Source organism: Streptomyces sp. NPDC007025 (assembly GCF_042869455.1).
GTDB lineage: Bacteria > Actinomycetota > Actinomycetes > Streptomycetales > Streptomycetaceae > Streptomyces.
In genome coordinates this window covers 215,737-230,649 of the sequence record NZ_JBIAFT010000001.1, presented here as the reverse complement: position 1 = coordinate 230,649, position 14,913 = coordinate 215,737, and the positions used below count along the sequence as shown (strand labels likewise).

General features: G+C 66.4%; 24 protein-coding genes. All 24 read left to right on the top strand.

What is annotated here, in order from left to right; all coding sequences use genetic code 11:
* Positions 1–47 precede the first annotated feature (47 nt).
* A complete protein-coding gene (locus ACFYMO_RS00820; protein ID WP_388543342.1) occupies positions 48–1,637 on the top strand; it encodes a NosD domain-containing protein in 1,590 nt (529 codons plus the stop codon).
* Between the two features lie 94 nt (positions 1,638–1,731).
* Positions 1,732–2,574 (top strand): GH25 family lysozyme, encoded by an 843-nt coding sequence (locus ACFYMO_RS00815; protein WP_388543340.1) that lies wholly within the window; start codon positions 1,732–1,734, stop codon positions 2,572–2,574.
* Positions 2,575–2,670: 96 nt separating this feature from the next.
* Entirely contained in the window at positions 2,671–2,907 is a 237-nt protein-coding gene (locus tag ACFYMO_RS00810) for a hypothetical protein (RefSeq protein ID WP_388543338.1), read from the top strand.
* Position 2,908: 1 nt separating this feature from the next.
* Entirely contained in the window at positions 2,909–3,064 is a 156-nt protein-coding gene (locus tag ACFYMO_RS00805; RefSeq protein ID WP_388543336.1) for a hypothetical protein, read from the top strand.
* A 38-nt stretch (positions 3,065–3,102) separates the two neighbouring features.
* The gene (locus tag ACFYMO_RS00800) at positions 3,103–3,312 is read left to right on the top strand and encodes a hypothetical protein (RefSeq protein ID WP_388543335.1); all 210 of its coding nucleotides are present in this window, start codon (positions 3,103–3,105) and stop codon (positions 3,310–3,312) included.
* 410 nt (positions 3,313–3,722) lie between these two features.
* The gene (locus ACFYMO_RS00795) at positions 3,723–3,911 is read left to right on the top strand and encodes a hypothetical protein (protein WP_388543333.1); all 189 of its coding nucleotides are present in this window, start codon (positions 3,723–3,725) and stop codon (positions 3,909–3,911) included.
* 108 nt (positions 3,912–4,019) lie between these two features.
* The gene (locus tag ACFYMO_RS00790) at positions 4,020–4,577 is read left to right on the top strand and encodes a hypothetical protein (protein WP_388543331.1); all 558 of its coding nucleotides are present in this window, start codon (positions 4,020–4,022) and stop codon (positions 4,575–4,577) included.
* 104 nt (positions 4,578–4,681) lie between these two features.
* Positions 4,682–5,617: a hypothetical protein gene (locus ACFYMO_RS00785; RefSeq protein WP_388543330.1), complete on the top strand. Its 936-nt coding sequence runs from the start codon at positions 4,682–4,684 to the stop codon at positions 5,615–5,617.
* 265 nt (positions 5,618–5,882) lie between these two features.
* Positions 5,883–6,737, top strand: coding sequence for a hypothetical protein (locus ACFYMO_RS00780; RefSeq protein ID WP_388543328.1), 855 nt, complete (start codon positions 5,883–5,885; stop codon positions 6,735–6,737).
* 62 nt (positions 6,738–6,799) lie between these two features.
* Positions 6,800–6,931 carry a hypothetical protein gene (locus ACFYMO_RS00775; RefSeq protein WP_388543326.1) on the top strand — a complete coding sequence of 44 codons (132 nt, stop codon included), beginning with the start codon at positions 6,800–6,802 and terminating at the stop codon, positions 6,929–6,931.
* Positions 6,928–7,101, top strand: a complete 174-nt coding sequence (locus tag ACFYMO_RS00770) for a hypothetical protein (RefSeq protein WP_388543324.1) — start codon at positions 6,928–6,930, stop codon at positions 7,099–7,101. Before ACFYMO_RS00775 ends, ACFYMO_RS00770 begins: the two co-directional genes overlap by 4 nt.
* Positions 7,102–7,230: 129 nt before the next feature.
* Complete coding sequence (locus ACFYMO_RS00765; RefSeq protein ID WP_388543322.1) at positions 7,231–7,656, top strand: hypothetical protein; 426 nt, start codon at positions 7,231–7,233, stop codon at positions 7,654–7,656.
* Between the two features lie 134 nt (positions 7,657–7,790).
* Entirely contained in the window at positions 7,791–8,507 is a 717-nt protein-coding gene (locus ACFYMO_RS00760; protein WP_388543320.1) for a hypothetical protein, read from the top strand.
* The gene (locus ACFYMO_RS00755; protein WP_388543318.1) at positions 8,504–8,719 is read left to right on the top strand and encodes a hypothetical protein; all 216 of its coding nucleotides are present in this window, start codon (positions 8,504–8,506) and stop codon (positions 8,717–8,719) included. The genes ACFYMO_RS00760 and ACFYMO_RS00755 overlap by 4 nt, the downstream gene beginning before the upstream one ends.
* Positions 8,720–8,793: 74 nt before the next feature.
* Positions 8,794–9,354: a phiSA1p31-related protein gene (locus ACFYMO_RS00750; protein WP_388543316.1), complete on the top strand. Its 561-nt coding sequence runs from the start codon at positions 8,794–8,796 to the stop codon at positions 9,352–9,354.
* Positions 9,355–9,425: 71 nt separating this feature from the next.
* Complete coding sequence (locus ACFYMO_RS00745; RefSeq protein ID WP_388543314.1) at positions 9,426–9,803, top strand: hypothetical protein; 378 nt, start codon at positions 9,426–9,428, stop codon at positions 9,801–9,803.
* A gap of 70 nt (positions 9,804–9,873) precedes the next feature.
* Positions 9,874–10,194 carry a hypothetical protein gene (locus ACFYMO_RS00740; protein ID WP_388543312.1) on the top strand — a complete coding sequence of 107 codons (321 nt, stop codon included), beginning with the start codon at positions 9,874–9,876 and terminating at the stop codon, positions 10,192–10,194.
* 67 nt (positions 10,195–10,261) lie between these two features.
* Positions 10,262–10,465 (top strand): hypothetical protein, encoded by a 204-nt coding sequence (locus tag ACFYMO_RS00735; protein ID WP_388543310.1) that lies wholly within the window; start codon positions 10,262–10,264, stop codon positions 10,463–10,465.
* Positions 10,466–10,672: 207 nt separating this feature from the next.
* Complete coding sequence (locus ACFYMO_RS00730) at positions 10,673–10,861, top strand: hypothetical protein (RefSeq protein WP_388543308.1); 189 nt, start codon at positions 10,673–10,675, stop codon at positions 10,859–10,861.
* Positions 10,858–11,160 carry a hypothetical protein gene (locus tag ACFYMO_RS00725; protein ID WP_388543307.1) on the top strand — a complete coding sequence of 101 codons (303 nt, stop codon included), beginning with the start codon at positions 10,858–10,860 and terminating at the stop codon, positions 11,158–11,160. Before ACFYMO_RS00730 ends, ACFYMO_RS00725 begins: the two co-directional genes overlap by 4 nt.
* Positions 11,153–11,476 (top strand): hypothetical protein, encoded by a 324-nt coding sequence (locus tag ACFYMO_RS00720; RefSeq protein ID WP_388543305.1) that lies wholly within the window; start codon positions 11,153–11,155, stop codon positions 11,474–11,476. The genes ACFYMO_RS00725 and ACFYMO_RS00720 overlap by 8 nt, the downstream gene beginning before the upstream one ends.
* Entirely contained in the window at positions 11,469–11,897 is a 429-nt protein-coding gene (locus ACFYMO_RS00715) for a hypothetical protein (RefSeq protein ID WP_388543303.1), read from the top strand. The genes ACFYMO_RS00720 and ACFYMO_RS00715 overlap by 8 nt, the downstream gene beginning before the upstream one ends.
* Positions 11,890–12,351, top strand: coding sequence for a hypothetical protein (locus ACFYMO_RS00710; RefSeq protein ID WP_388543301.1), 462 nt, complete (start codon positions 11,890–11,892; stop codon positions 12,349–12,351). Before ACFYMO_RS00715 ends, ACFYMO_RS00710 begins: the two co-directional genes overlap by 8 nt.
* 109 nt (positions 12,352–12,460) lie before the next feature.
* A complete protein-coding gene (locus ACFYMO_RS00705) occupies positions 12,461–14,902 on the top strand; it encodes a phage/plasmid primase, P4 family (protein WP_388543757.1) in 2,442 nt (813 codons plus the stop codon).
* Positions 14,903–14,913 lie beyond the last annotated feature (11 nt).

Sequence of the window (14,913 nt, the reverse complement as noted above, 5' to 3'; positions counted from 1 at the left end):
TGGAGGACTGACCTTTGACCACTCCCGTTGAGCAGTGGCTCCCCGGTATGGCGATCACTGCCGGACGGCTGGAGTCGATGAACAACCGCGCCTGGCTGACGGTGACAAGCTACGGCGCCGACGCGTCCGGCACGACCGATGCGGCTCCGGCCATCCAGACGGCCCTGGATGAGGCCCGGGACCGTGGTGGCGCCCAGGTCCTGGTCCCGCCTGGCGTCTACCTCCTGGGCGCGACGCTGCGGGTTTACGCGAACACGCGTCTGTCCTGTATGGCTGGCGCTGAGCTGCGCCGGATTCACGGCGGGACGATGCTGCTGAACGGTGACGGCTCCCAGGCGTACGGCGGATACACGGGCCACGGCAACATCTGGATTGAGGGCGGCCTCTGGAACATGCAGGGCACCGTCCCCGGCCTGACGTCGTCCGCAATGTGCATGTCCTTCGGCCACGCCACGGACATCACGGTGGAGGATGCGGAGATCCTGGACGTTCCGGGGTACCACGCAATCGAGCTGAACAGCACGCTCCACGGCCTGGTCCGCAACTGCCGCTTCCGTGGCTACATCGACCCGGACGGGACCCGTACGTTCAGTGAGGCCGTACAGCTCGATCTGGCGAAGTCGTCCAGCGTCTTCGGTGGCTTCGGTCCCTATGACCACACTCCGTGTGAGGACATCCTGCTGACAGGGTGCCACTTCGGGGACAGCGACACTGAGGGGACCACGGCCTGGCCGCGTGGTATCGGCTCGCACTCCGCGACGATCGGTCGCTGGCACCGCCGTATCCGGGTCAGTGACAACGCGTTCGAAGGGCTCCTCCAGTTCGCCGTGTCGGCCTACAACTGGGAGGACGTGACCGTGGTCGGCAACACCTTCAACAGGTGCGGCTCCGGCGTCCGTCTCCGCTCCGTGATCAAGTCGGACCCGGAGGACACGAAGGACGTGGACGGCAACCAGACCGGAGAGTCCCAGGTTATGCGGAACATCGCGGTCTCCGGGAACACCTTCCGGGAGGGCGGCGGCTACGACAACGTGATTGTGGTCCAGGGCGAAGCCTCTACCGGCACGGTCCTGAACGTAGCCGTCACGGGGAACGCAATCGACGGCTCCAGCGGTAACCAGTCCGGTATCCGCCTGAACTACGCCAGCCGGGTCACGGTCGCTGACAACATCGTCGCCAACGTCGACAACACGGGGATCTCCACTGAGAACCAGAACAACACGGTGATCTCCGGGAACGTCATCTGGAACGCCTCGGATCACGGCGTGACGATGGTGTCCAGCGTCAACTCGAACATCATCGGGAACCAGATCCGCGACCCCGGCGACACGGGCATCTTCGTTAACGGCCCTGGCTCGGACATCCAGATCCGGGACAACTTCATCGACGGCCCGAACCAGGCGAACACTGGCTCCCAGGCGATCCGCTTCTCCACGTCTGCCGTGGTCGGTATCGCGATCTCCGGCAACAAGTGCCGCCCTGGCGGGTCTGCGACTCCGGGCACCGCTGCCCTGTCCATCTCGTCCGCGAACAGCGGCGTTCACCGGTACGGCAACGACTTCCGGGGCTCCTGGAACGGTACTGCCATCCAGGACTCCTCCAACGCGCCGGAGACGTCGGCCACCGATATCTCCTGACCCCCTCTTCCGTTAACGGCCCCCGGGTACTGGCTCGCTGCCTGCCCGGGGGCCGTGGCGTGGCCTGGCTGCGCCTGCCTGAAAGGACTGCCGCATGATCAAGGGCATCGACGTCGCGTCGTACCAGTCCCGCACCCCTTCCCTGTCCGGCATGGACTTTGTGTTCGTGAAGGCCACTGAGGGGACCAGCTATGTGAATCCGAAGATGCGGGACCAGGCCGCTCATGCGCGGAAGCATGGCCGGGTCGTCGGGTTCTATCACTTCGTCCGGCCGGGGAGCATGTCCGCCCAGGCGCGGTATTTCGTGGACAGGGCGGCCAGCCTCCACGGTGATCCGCTGGTCCTGGACTGGGAGGTGTCCGGGGTGTCCGGCGCGGACAAGGACCGGTTCATACGGGAGGTCCAGCGGCTCCGTGGCGAGACTCACCAGGTGGGCCTGTACTGCTCTCAGAACTACTGGCTGACCCGGGACACGACGTCCTTCGCGGGGGACTTCCTGTGGGTGGCCAACTACAACGGACGGCCTGGCCACCCAGGTGTCCGCGCGAAGTGGACGATTCACCAGTACACGTCCAGTCCGCTGGACACGAACGTGGCGGACTTCTCCTCGCGGGCGGACATGCTCCGCTGGGCGAACAAGGGCGCGGACAGTCCGTCCACTCCGGACAGGGAGCCGAAGTGGCTGCCGGTCAGCGGCCGGATGCCTGAGCTGCGGTACGGGGACGAGTCGTGGTATGTGAACTGGCTCCAGCGGAACCTGAACAGGTTCCTGTCTCCGAACATCCCGGTCACTGGCCGGTACGACGCGGTCACTGCCCGCGCGGTGGACAAGTTCTACGCGGACGTCCTGTCCTACGACACGAAGACTGGCGGCAAGATCTTCGGTGCGGACGGCTGGCGCCGGGTCCTGTCCATCTCGGAGGACAAGGAAGGGTGACCGTGACCGTGTCCGCTGTCCGTTGGCCGCTGTCCGTGGCCACCCCTGTCCGCTGGCCGCCGCTGGCCCTGTCCGCTGTCCGGGAGGTGTCCGGCCGTGGACGATGATCTGGGGTCTGTGTCCATCGGGGCACGCGAGATCTATGACGAACTGGTGGCCATGCGCGGGGAGGTCCGCGCGTCCACTCAGTCCCTTCAGGGTGTGGCCACCACGTTGGCCGACCATGAGGACCGCATCCGGGCGGTGGAGCGCTGGAAGTACAGCGTGCCAACTGCCCTCGTGACTGCTGTCATCGCAGCCGCAACGACGATCGCAACGAAGCTGGGAGCCTGACATGGAGAGAGTTCGTGCCGCCTACGCGTGGGCCCGCGCGCACAAGCGCGTGACGCTGGCCGTGGCCGCCGCTGTCCTGGCCGGGGTGGCCCGCTACGCCCCGGGCCTGCCGGTGGACGACATCGTGAACGGGCTGGGCGCGCTCCTGTCTGCGTGACTTGACGCGACTCAATAGGGGCGCCTACTCTGAAGCCCTTGCCGGACGGACCGGCGGGGAAGGGGTTCACGATGAAGGTCCGCATCACTCTAACCCTGGACATTGACCCGGAGGCGTGGAGCCTGGCCTACGGCACCACTACCGAAGCGGCGGCGGTCCGGGAGGACGTCCGGTCGTACGTCCTGAACAGTGTCCAGGGCGCTCCGGCCGTCGAAGAGGGCGGGATCACTGATGTCCGGATGGCGTAACCGCTGATCGTGAACGACTGACGGCCCCTGGCTCCCCTGCCGGGGGCCTTCGTCGTGTCCAGGGGAGGTCCTCATCTGTCAGTAAGCGTCAGAACCTACGACCAGGTGAGGTCATCATGACGGAGTACGTAGTGATCACGTTTACGGGAGAACTGGCGGAGGTCATCGCTCGCACTCCCGCAGCAGGGCGCACGCCTGCCCGCGTCCACCTGCGGAAGCTGAACATGGGGCGGTGTGACTTCGGGGAGCAAGGCAGCCGCTACACCTGGAGCTACCCGGCTACGTCGGTCCGTCCTGCTGACATGTCGCGCTGGGAGTACGTGCCTGCCTCCAATCGCTGGGTTGCGAAGAGACGGGGTTAGGTGCTTCAATTGAGTCGTCAGCAAGGGACAGCGGAGAGGACTAGGGACATGTTCTACGACATCGAGAACGGCATCCGTCGCGGCGACCGGGACGCGGTGAGCTTCAACTACGACGCACGCCCCCTGGTGGCCGGTGAGGCCGGGGCCGGGACCTTCGCAGGGGAGAACGACCCGTGCGTGTGCGTCGGCGAGATGGCGGACTACTGCCAGTCCGGGCGCCCCTGCATCTCTCGCTGACCGTTAACGACTGACGGCCCCTGGCTCCCCTGCCGGGGGCCTTCGTCATGCCTGGGGAGGTCCTCACCTGGCCGGTACCGGCAGCCGTCCAGGAGAGAGGACCCTCATATGAAGAACATCGCACTGACCGGCCTGGCCCGCAGCGGGAAGGACACGATCGCGGCCAGGCTGGTCCAGGAGCACGGGTACGTGCGCGTTGCCTTCGCTGACCGCCTGAAGGAGGCGGCGCTGAAGGCGAACCCGATCATTGACCACGTCCACATGGGCGGTGGCACATACCTGCCAGTGACCCTGTACGAGATCGTGGCCGCTGACGGCTGGGAGCGCGCGAAGGACGACTACCCTGAGGTCCGCCGGTTCCTCCAGGACTACGGCCAGACGGTGCGCGATATCCAGCCGATGTTCTGGATCAACACGGCCGGGGACGCTGTCCGTGCAGCCTGGGAGGCTGGCCGCCCTGTCGTGATGACTGACGTCCGGTACGTCAATGAAGCCCGCTTCCTGTCCGTCCAGGGTTTCGATCTGGTTCGGGTGATCCGCCCTGGTCTGACGCCTGGCGGCCACCAGTCGGAGCGCGAGATGGCGTCATACGAGACGGACAGAACCGTCGTCAACGATGGCTCGCTGTCCGACCTGGCCGCCCTGGCGGACGCACTGACCATGTGACCGAATCGGGTCCCCTTCGGGGGACCCTTTTCGCGTTTCAGGCGCCTCATTGGGGGCGGCTGGGGTAGGGTGTGCTCACACCGTTCACGATCAAGGGAGCCACCATGGCGAAGAAGACGAAGAAGCAGGAAGCCGAAGAGGTCATCGCCCATGTGCGGACCCTGCGCATGGGGGGCGACTACGAGGAGGCGGAGCAGTTCCGCGAGACTGCGGAGGCCGCTGTGAAGGCTGTCGCACCGAAGGACCGGAAGGCCATGATGGAGGAGCTGGAGGCCGCCTTCACGATGCAGCCGGAGGTCAAGGGGGACCTGGCGATCTCCTCGTATCACGAAGTGGAGGGCGTGGACGCACTGGTCCAGACGGCCGTTAACGATGTCGTGGACGCCGTGGAGGCGGGCCTGAGGACAGCCGACATGGCGCGCCAGATCGCGGAGACGCTCCTGGAGGCTCGCCTGAAGATGCCGAACAAGCACGGGCTGGCGGACATCACGGCCCTGTCGAAGTACACGAAGGACATCGCACATGACGCGTTCGTGAAGGCCAGGGAGGGTGTCACGGAGGAGGGGGACAAGATCCGGTACGACACCCACAAGTCACTGGCGAAGGCCGTGCGGAACCGGATGTCTGACGTCCTGGTGGACCGCCTCCGGTCGCTGGACGAGGACCCGGACAGCTTCGAACCCAATACCATGGCGAAGGCCAGGCGCGCGTTCCCGAAGCTCTCCCCCACGGAGGCTGTGTACGCGCTGTATGACTCGGTTGGTATCCAGCTCCCACGGAAGGGCCGAACGGAGCTGGCGCGGGAGGACGCGCGACGTCGCGCCCAACTGGTGGAGGCCGCGAAGCGTGGGGAGCTGCCGTCCGGCAGTGGTGACGATGATGAGGCAGCGGCAGACCTGGAGGCCGTGGAGAAGCTGGAAAGGTCCTTCACGCGCCTGGCGCACCGGGCGGAGAAGCTGCCGGATGAGGAACGCGGGAAGCTGAAGGCGCGCATCAACGCTGCGATCGCAGCGCTGGCGGCGGAGGCCGCGAAGCTGTAGCACCGCCCAGGCGTGCGAGGGGTCGGCCCGGTTCGGGTCGGCCCCTTTCTGCTGTCGGCGGCGGAGAGGGCGGGGCCCCAACAGGCTAGAGTCCCTTATTTTTGTTTCGTCCCGGGTAGAAAAAAGTTCTACATCTTTCAGTCCTCTACGGCCTTACCCCAGCTCCTGGGACAGAACTACCCTTCCGTCCCTAGCCACCGGGGAGATCCTCACCTGACCAGTAGTGAAGGCAATCCAGCCGCCCCACTACCTGGGAGGACCTCCTATGGCCACCGTCGATACCGTGAAGAGCAAGGGCGCACGCTTCTACGTGAACGACGCGCGCCCGAACGTCACCGTCCCCGGTGTGACGTCCATCATCAGCATGCTTCCGAAACAGGACTTCCTGGCGCCCTGGTCCGCTGGCCTGGCCGCTGACCTGGCCATTGACTCCTTCGACTATCTGAAGGACATGGCTGCCCGGGACCGCGCCGGAGCGCGTCGGTACATCGCTGGCGCCAGCCGCCGGTACACGGAGGTGCGTTCCAAGCTGGGTTCCCGGGCGCACGACGTGTTCGAGCGACTCATGAACGGCGAAGAGGTCGGGTACGTCCACTCCGACATCGTGAACCACGTGGAGCACTTCCGGCAGTTCCTGGCCGCCGTGGACCCGGAGCTGGTCCGCGCGGAGGACGTGGCCTGGTCGTACGAGCATGAGTACGCGGGGTCCTTCGACGCGATCCTCCGTATCTGGGTGAGGGTCGGGAAGGACGGGAAGCTGGCGATCACCCCGGATCGGTCCGGCACCCCGGTCCTGGTCATGGTCGACTACAAGACGTCGAAGTCCACTTACTCCGACGTCGCGCTCCAGCTCGCTGCCTACCGGTACGCGGACGTGATCATTGCTCCGGACGGCAGCGAGTCGCCCATGCCGGAGATCGAGTCCGCTGCTGTCCTGCACATCACGGACGACCAGTGGTCGTTCAAGGGTGTCCGCGCGGACCGGGAGGTGTTCGACGCGTTCCTCACGCTGCGGAAGACGTTCACCTGGGTCCGTGAGACGTCGCGGGACGTCATCGGTAAGCCGCTGGCGAAGTCCGCCTCCGGCATGGTGACCGGTACGCAGCGTCGGGGGAAGTGATGGACCGCACGATCCCGAAGTACATCACGTACGCGCCTTCGCGCATCGCTGGTACCTGGCGTATGCATGAGACGGTTGGTCACCTCCGCAACTCCGTCCGCCTGAACGACGTCCAGGCCGTTATCAGGCTTAACGAGGACGGCACCTGGACGGAGTTCGGGCCTGCCGCCGTCTGGCAGGAGGGGTTCGAGTGACTCGTGAGGAAGCCCTGGCGAAGGCCACGGCGCACGTGAACACCCTGTCCACCAACTCTCGCGGCTACCAGGACGGGGTCCGGTTCCCGGACAAGATCGCTGCCGTGGAGCGTCTGGCCCGCTTCCTGGTGGCCGACGATGACGCACCTGCCTCCGCCGACTCCGACTGACCGTTAACGATGGCCCCTGCCTGGCTCCGTGCCGGGTGGGGGCCTTCGTCGTGTCTGGCCGCTGTCTGCCTGTTGGGGGAGGTCCTCACCTGGCCGGTGGTGACAGCACACCACTGGGAGGAGTCAGTGATGAAGGTGTTCCGTGTCGGTCACGCGACGAAGACCAGGGATGACGTCGGCCGGGAGTCGTTCCCGGTCGGCCCGTACAACGGTGTGGACTGGGACGAGATGTCCGAAGGGCATGAGGCCATGGTGTGGGCGCATTCCGGCTGGGGGTCGGAGTCTCACCACCCTGCGCCGTTCCATGACGCAGCACTGTGCTCTATCCAGCCCTGGGAGGTCTGCGGCTTCGTGTCGCTGGAGGCTCTCCTGGACTGGTTCGAGTCGTATCTGAAGGTCCTGGATGAGAGCCAGTTCCGGGTCTGGGTTTACGAGTTGCCGGATGACGTGGTGCGGGTCGGGCGCTTCGGCCAGGCCGTGTTCCCGACTGCTGGCGCTGTTGGCGTGGAGTCTTTCCGCCTGCCGCTGGCTGACCAGCAACTGGCCCTCTTCTGACGCCTGGGGAGGTCCTCACCTGCCCTCTGGTGAGGGACGGCAACGGGCCGCCCGCCGGGGGCGGGAGAGGTCCTCACCTGACCGGTAGCAGAGGCGCTCAACGCCATCCAGTCAGCCAGCATCCAGGAGGCACCATGCTCGACATCTTCGCGACCGACCCGGAGGCGAAGGCCCAGCGGGAGGAGCGGGAGGAGAAGGCCCAGCGGGCCCAGCGTCCGTCGTTCGACTTCCAGCTCCGGTCCGGAATGCTCATGGGCCGCCAGCCGATCAGCCTGAAGCAGTGGAGGTTCATCACTCCGAAGTCGGCCACGGCGGAGCACCTGAAGGAGCTGTTCGGGGGGACGATCACGGAGGCCGCGAACGGGGATCTGGCCGTGGACACCGAGACGAACGCGGTGGAGGTCATCATCGACGCGTCGAAGGTGGAGTCCAAGCTGATCCAGTGGGCGGACGGTCTCCCCGTGCACGAGTGCGACGGGGTGGTGTTCCTCTCCCCGGAGGACGACAAGGGCAAGCCGTGCGGCTGTCCGAAGCTCCTGGATGAGCGGAAGGAGAAGGCGAAGCAGCGGCGGGGCCCGAAGCCGAACATCGTCCTCCCGCTGCGCCTGGCTCAGGACCAGGAGCTGGGCCTGGGCAAGTACACGGCTACGGCCTGGTCCTTCGCGGAGGACTTCCCGTACACCATGAAGCGTCTCGCGGAGATCGACGGTGAGGCGTACTGCATCCTTCGCCTGGAGCACATCGAGTACAAGACGAAGGCCGGGGAGAAGCGCGAGTTCGTGAAGCCTGTCCTGGACGTGATCAGCTCGTTCCAGGAGGCCATGGCGGAGGACCCGGAGCCGGACGCGTGATTCCCGGGCCCCTGACCCGAGCGCGTATCGAGACCAGGGACTACCAGGCCGTGGCCCGCATGGCTGCCGCAGAGGCGCCGGACGAGATGATCCGGGGTCCGCTGTGGGAGTGGCACCCCCTGGCAGCGAAGGCCGTCCTTCACGAACGCCGCAGACGCTTCGGCATCGAAGAGGAACGTATCGACGTCCTGACAGAGGAGGACTCCGAGTAACCCCATGCCCAGGCCCTTGACGGGGTCTGGGCTTAAGGGGTGCCCACACCCAGCCGCCTCACATGGGGCGCCTGATGAGAGGACACACCGTGGAGAAGTTCAACGCTGGCGACATCGTGAACCTGAAGACAATGGGAGGCCGGAAGGTCCAGGTCGAGTTCGGCCCGTACCGGGGTCCCGCCGGTCGCGTAGCCGACACGTACGTGGTCCAGTTCATGGACGGCACGGAGGCCGGGACGGGGATTCCTGTCACTGCGGCCAACCTGGAGCGTGGCCCCAAGTTCAAGGCGGACGACGCTGTCGTGGTCATGCCGCTGGACACCCCCGGCACCGTGGCCGCTGGTCCGTTCAAGATCCGGGCGGGAGAGTCCCGGTACGTCATCCGGTACGAGTCGGGTACACACGTCTGGGCATCGGAGTCGGTGCTGGTGGCCCGTACCGCCCCCGAGACGTTCACGATGTTCGGCCAGCGCTGGGAGATGAACGCCACGTACCGGGACAAGGACTGCGACGACTGGAAGTTCACGGGCGAGTACCAGGACGGTGAACCGCTGCTCGGTATGTACGGCGATTCGGAAGGTTCCACGCTGGGCCACGTCCTCCGCGACTTCGGTCCGCTGACCAAGCACAACTGACCCACTGGTCCGACCCGTCTGGGTCGGGCCTTTCGGGGTGCCAGCACCATCACACAGCATCTGGAGGAGTCATGGCCGAGGCCACCCGCACGGAGAAGCAGATCACGTCCACGGAGATCCGCGTCACCCTGGAGCTGTCGGCGGAGGAGTACACGTATCTTCGGGGCCTGATCGGCGACCAGCCGTCCACGGACGGCAACGGCGCCAGCGGCCACATCTGGGAGGCCTTGCGGGCCCCGGAGGAGGGCCCGGTGGAGCCGGATACGTTCCGGGTCGGTGACCGTGTGACCGTCGCTGCGGACGCACACTCGGCAGGCGGCTCCCCGCTGGGCATCCACGGCGCGGCGGTCGTGACTCGCGACCTGGATGAGGAAGGGGACTTCTTCGTCCGTTTCGAGGGCGACGGCGACCTCCGGTACGTCCTCCCCCGCTACCTCTCGCGTCGCTGACGCTCCTGGCCGGACTCCTTCGGGGGTCCGGCTTGCGGCGTGACAGCACCTACTTCGGGAGGACACACCCATGGCGAGCATTTACTACGACCCGGAGAAGTTCGGCGCCGAGATCATCGACACCATCGACACGCTCGGAGGCTACGAGTTCTGCATGTTGGCCGTCTTCAAGCGCCTGGAGGACGGCGCGCTGTTCTTCGGCACAGACGCAGGGTGCTCCTGCCACTCCCCGTTCGAAGACTCCACGTGGGAGAGCATGGAGGAGATCCGGAACGCGTCCTGGTTCGCCGGACAGGCCCGAAAGTGGCTTCGCGACGCGACGGACGCTGACGCGGACGACCGCGACGCCGTTGAGCGCCTGATTCGCAAGGTTCGGAAGCTTCGCCCCTGACCTTCCCTGGCCAGGTCCCTTCGGGGGCCTGGCTTCAGGCGTGCCAACACCTACTGAGGAGGCACGCGTGATCCGGACCATCAGTGAGAGCCACCTTCCCGCCCTGGGTGACATCCGGGCCCTGGGCCTGGGAGACGTCGTGTACGTCGATGCTGGCGTACACCACAACGACTACTGGGGGCGGTACGTGGAGGCTCTGGCCGCCGCCATCTCGAAGGGCGCCAGCGTCACGACCGTTGACGTTTCTACCATGCCGGTCGTGAACCGATGAAGTGCGCGAGTCAGCGGCTGTCCTGGGACAACTTCCTGTTGACCGGCACGGAGCCGTGCCCTGCTGACAGCGTCACAACGAGGGCGGTCCGCCGCTGCGGCCGGGCGCCGCGAGTTACTCCGTTCTGCGCTGAGCACGCGGAGCGCCACGACAGGTACACCGCCTGGCTGAAGCGCCAGGCTGCCCAGGCCCGCGAGGGGAGATCCCGTGCCTGACACAGACATCCTGGCCCTTCAGGCCACCATCAACCGCCTGTACGAACGCCTCATGCTGGTCGGCCAGACACTCCTTCCGCTGCCACCCCAGCCGTCCGGCCTGGCCGGAGAGACCGTGTGTCCTGGCGTTCACGAGGACGTGGCCGGGGATGGCTGCCCGTACTGTGAGGCCGCTGTATGACCGACTACAGGGTGACGCTGCGCGCTGCGCTGGAAGGCGCCCGGGAACGCGGCTGGAAGGCCATCGACGGCACGACGCTGCGGCGGATCACCGTTCACGACACTCCGGGCAACATCCCGGCGGAGTGGTGGCCGGAGCCGACGTACGAGCGTTTGGAGTTCCTGTCCTTCGTCATGCGTGAGCGTGGCGCTCCGAAGGTTGTTCACGGTGTCGCTGCGCATCCTTGGACGGGTCGGACGGACCACACGATCTCGTTCCGGAAGGCCCTGGCGATCCTGAAGGGAGAGTCCGATGACTGACGAACGACGCGAGCGGTTCCGCACGGCGGTGTACCAGGCCATCGAGCGAGGAGACGACCCGGCTGACGAAGCTATGGCCGTGGCGGACGAGGAGAACGCCCGAGTTGAGGTCCGGCGCCAGGAAGCCATTCACGCGCTGGACGCGGCGAACGCCACCGTCACACGCCTGCGCTCCGACCTGTATGCGCAGCAAGAGGAGACGATCCGGCTCATCGCGATGAAGGAGCGCGTGCGCACTATGGCAGAAGACCCGACACTTTCCGTCGTATCGACACGGGCCATTCTCGCCGCACTGGAAGGAGAGACCGATGACTGACGAACGACGCGAGCGGTATGCCGCAGCGATCTACCACCGTGTGGCCGAGTTTCCGTGGGACGCCGTTGTCAGCGAGGAACAGCAATACTGGTACCCCTACGCTGACGCCGCTATGGCCGTAGCGGACGAGGAGCTGGCACGCCTGCGCCACGAGTGGTACCAGACCGTCATGGACCGGCTGGCGCACATTAACCGGCTCAAGGCCGAAATCGTCCGTCTGCGCGAGGAGCTTGAGGCGGCTGGCAAAGTCGCCCGGGAGCGGGACGAGCTGAGCATGGCTGTCCGGCAGGAGCGCAACGAGGCCCGTAATCGGGTTGTCGAACTGCGGACGGAGAGAGCACGTCTGCGCGATGAGCTGGAACGTATCCGTTTGACAGCAGGGAAGGTCCCGACTGTGACCCGGAGGGCTGACCGTGGCTAACCCTTCGAAGGCACGCGGCACTCGCTGGGAGTCCGCCATACGCGACTACCTGAACGGCACCCTGGGCTACTCGCACCCCACGGACTGGCGGCTGGTCAAGCGGCAGGCCCAGGAGGGTGCGAAGGACGTCGGGGACCTTCACGCCTGGCCGTTCATCCTGGAGGCGAAGGACGTCAAGTCCCCTGCCGTCCCGACCTGGCTCCGGCAGGCCGACCAGGAGGCCGCTAACGCTGGCTTCCCGTACGGCGTCGTGATCCACAAGACCCGTGGCAAGGGTCCTGCCCTGGCCCGCGTGCACATCACGGACGACACGTTCCGGCGCCTCCCGCCAGCCGCCCTCATTGGGGCGCCTGTCCCGACTCCGAACCGGCGCGGATACCACACCTGGACGCTGGCGGAGTTCGCGGAGGTCCTCCGCCTGGTCCGTACTGCTGAGGCTGTCGTTAACGACTGACGGCATGGCCCCTGCCCTGGTGGGTGGGGGCCTTCGTCGTACCTGGAGAGGTCCTCACCTGTAGCGGGATGACAGCACAATCCCGGCGGTGAGGAGATCTCACGTGGAGATGAACGCGATCCTGGCCCGATTCCAGGACGTTGACGACCAGCCGGACGGCGGCTACCTGGCCCGCTGTCCGGCACACGGTGACAGCCGCCCCAGCCTCCGGGTCTGGTTCGGTGAGGACGGACGCGTACGCATGACGTGCCGCGCCGGTTGCGCGACCGGGGACGTGATCGCTGCGGCTGGCCTCCGCTGGTCCGACATGTTCGGGGCTACGGGCACGGCCAGCGTCGTGTCCTCGAAGCGACCGGGCATGGTTGGTACGGCGGAGGTGGCGCGGCTCCGGGTCTACCTGGACGCGGCGGACGGTGAGTACGGCTACTCCCCCGCCGAAGACTACGCATGGGACCGCTTCGGCATCGACGGTGACACGGGCGCACGCCTGGGCCTGGGCTACGACGATGGCACCCTCCCCGGCCTCCAGGAGCGATCCACCGGCTTCCGCCGCTTCCCCCGCCTGATCGTGCCCCTGGTCGGTTTCGACGGGGTCGCACGCGGTCTCCAGGGGCGTGACGTGTCCGGGGACTGCCCGGTCCGCTGGATGTCTCTGTCCAACCCTGACAGCCTCCGCTGGGCCCCGTATGGCGTCCTCTGGGCCGACCAGGACACAGACACCGTCATCGTCACAGAGGGACCCGGAGACGGCCTCACAGCGGTCGCAGCGGGATACCACGCCGTGGTTGTGCGCGGGGCCTCCCTGGCGTCCTCCCCGGAGCTGGTGGCCGAACTGGCGGCTGGCCTGGCGGGGAAGCGCGTCATCCTCGCTGGCGACAACGACGCGGCCGGATGCGGGTTCACACAGCGGCTGGCGGACGGCCTGGCCTCCCATGGCGTGCCCACCTACTCCCTGTCCCTCCCGCATGAGGGGGATGACCTGACCGACTGGAGGGCCCGCAACGTGAACGACTTCCCCGCCGCCCTGGACTCCGCCATCCGTGCCGCCACTGCGACAGAGACGGAGGCCCCGTCCCTGGTGGACATCTCGACTGGCGCCCTGACACCGGACGGCCCCCAGGTGGAGCGCATCGTGGACCTGTACTACACGATGCTGAAGCGGTACGGGTCGTCCGATGTGCTGAACGCACACCTTCTGGTGGCCTTCGCCGATGGTGCGATCAAGTACGCGCCCGGCCTGGGCTTCTTCGTCTGGACAGGACGTGTCTGGGAGCGGTCGGACACGAAGGTCCGGCAGACAATCCACTTCGTCGGGTTCGCCCTGAACGCTGCCGCTGCGGAGAAGTCGGCGGAGAAAGCGGCGGACCAGAAAGAGGACCCCGGGGAGGGTCTGCGCAAGGCCGCGAAGGGGTTCACGACCCGCCGCAAGATTGATGATCTGATGGCGGAGCTGACTTCGGTACCTGCCGTGCACGTGCGCGTTAACGACTTCGATGCCCAGCCGGACCTCCTGTCCTTCAGGAACGGCACCGTGGACCTGCGCACGGGCCAGCTCCGGGAGCACAGGAAGACTGACCTCCTGACGTACTGCCTGGACATCGACTACCGGCCGGACGCGTCTGCCGACCGCTGGGAGGCGTTCCTGGAGGAGATCTTCCCGGGCATGCCGGAGATGGTGTCGTACATGCAGCGGCTCACCGGCTTCGGTGTCACCGGTCACACGTCGGAACAGTGCTTCGCTGTCCTCTGGGGAGCTGGCGCGAACGGTAAGAGCGTGCTCACGGACACACTGACGAACGTCTTCCGCTCCGTGACGGAGACGACCCCCTTTAGCACGTTCGAGGAAAAAGCCTCCGGCGGCATCCCGAACGACATCGCTGCCCTTCGCGGGGCCCGGTACGTGATGGCGTCCGAGGGTGAGTCCGGCAAGCCGATGTCGGAGGCCGTCCTGAAGCGCGTCACTGGTAAGGACGAGATCAGCGCCAGGTTCCTCCGCCAGGAGTTCTTCACGTTCAAGCCGACCTTTCTTCTCATGCTGGCCACGAACTACAAACCCCGCTTCCGGGGTCAGGACGAAGGGCTTTGGCGACGGGTCAAGCTGATCCCGTTCAAGCGGTTCTTTGAGCCTCACGAGCGGGACTACACGCTGGACCAGAAGCTGGCCGCTGAGGCGGAAGGGATCGCGGCCTGGGTCGTCCGTGGCGCCATGGCCTGGTACCAGGAAGGTCTCCAGGACCCGGACCTGATCAAGGATGCGACGAAGGAGTACCGCCGCACATCGGACGCGCTGGCCGGGTTCTTCCCCGGAGTCCTGGAGCAGTGTGACGACGGCTTTGAGATGACGGCCGGGGAGGCGTACCAGGCGTACAAGCAGTGGTGTGAAGCGGAAGGGCTCCCCCAGCGGGAGCAGTGGACCCGCCGGACCTTCCTGGATGCCATGCAGGAACGCCAGGTCCAGCGGAAGAACACGGCGAAGGGTGTCGCCCTGGTCGGCGTCCGGCTCCACACGGACCACGCTGACGCTCCGGCCGGTCCCGGGATCTTCGCGTAGGAGAGGTCCTC

Coding starts and splice junctions, on each gene's coding strand:
- ACFYMO_RS00820 (WP_388543342.1), top strand. CDS start 48: ATGGCGATCACTGCCGGACGGCTGGAGTCGATGAACAACCGCGCCTGG.
- ACFYMO_RS00815 (WP_388543340.1), top strand. CDS start 1,732: ATGATCAAGGGCATCGACGTCGCGTCGTACCAGTCCCGCACCCCTTCC.
- ACFYMO_RS00805 (WP_388543336.1), top strand. CDS start 2,909: ATGGAGAGAGTTCGTGCCGCCTACGCGTGGGCCCGCGCGCACAAGCGC.
- ACFYMO_RS00795 (WP_388543333.1), top strand. CDS start 3,723: ATGTTCTACGACATCGAGAACGGCATCCGTCGCGGCGACCGGGACGCG.
- ACFYMO_RS00790 (WP_388543331.1), top strand. CDS start 4,020: ATGAAGAACATCGCACTGACCGGCCTGGCCCGCAGCGGGAAGGACACG.
- ACFYMO_RS00785 (WP_388543330.1), top strand. CDS start 4,682: ATGGCGAAGAAGACGAAGAAGCAGGAAGCCGAAGAGGTCATCGCCCAT.
- ACFYMO_RS00780 (WP_388543328.1), top strand. CDS start 5,883: ATGGCCACCGTCGATACCGTGAAGAGCAAGGGCGCACGCTTCTACGTG.
- ACFYMO_RS00775 (WP_388543326.1), top strand. CDS start 6,800: ATGCATGAGACGGTTGGTCACCTCCGCAACTCCGTCCGCCTGAACGAC.
- ACFYMO_RS00765 (WP_388543322.1), top strand. CDS start 7,231: ATGAAGGTGTTCCGTGTCGGTCACGCGACGAAGACCAGGGATGACGTC.
- ACFYMO_RS00760 (WP_388543320.1), top strand. CDS start 7,791: ATGCTCGACATCTTCGCGACCGACCCGGAGGCGAAGGCCCAGCGGGAG.
- ACFYMO_RS00750 (WP_388543316.1), top strand. CDS start 8,794: ATGAGAGGACACACCGTGGAGAAGTTCAACGCTGGCGACATCGTGAAC.
- ACFYMO_RS00745 (WP_388543314.1), top strand. CDS start 9,426: ATGGCCGAGGCCACCCGCACGGAGAAGCAGATCACGTCCACGGAGATC.
- ACFYMO_RS00740 (WP_388543312.1), top strand. CDS start 9,874: ATGGCGAGCATTTACTACGACCCGGAGAAGTTCGGCGCCGAGATCATC.
- ACFYMO_RS00725 (WP_388543307.1), top strand. CDS start 10,858: ATGACCGACTACAGGGTGACGCTGCGCGCTGCGCTGGAAGGCGCCCGG.
- ACFYMO_RS00720 (WP_388543305.1), top strand. CDS start 11,153: ATGACTGACGAACGACGCGAGCGGTTCCGCACGGCGGTGTACCAGGCC.
- ACFYMO_RS00715 (WP_388543303.1), top strand. CDS start 11,469: ATGACTGACGAACGACGCGAGCGGTATGCCGCAGCGATCTACCACCGT.
- ACFYMO_RS00705 (WP_388543757.1), top strand. CDS start 12,461: ATGAACGCGATCCTGGCCCGATTCCAGGACGTTGACGACCAGCCGGAC.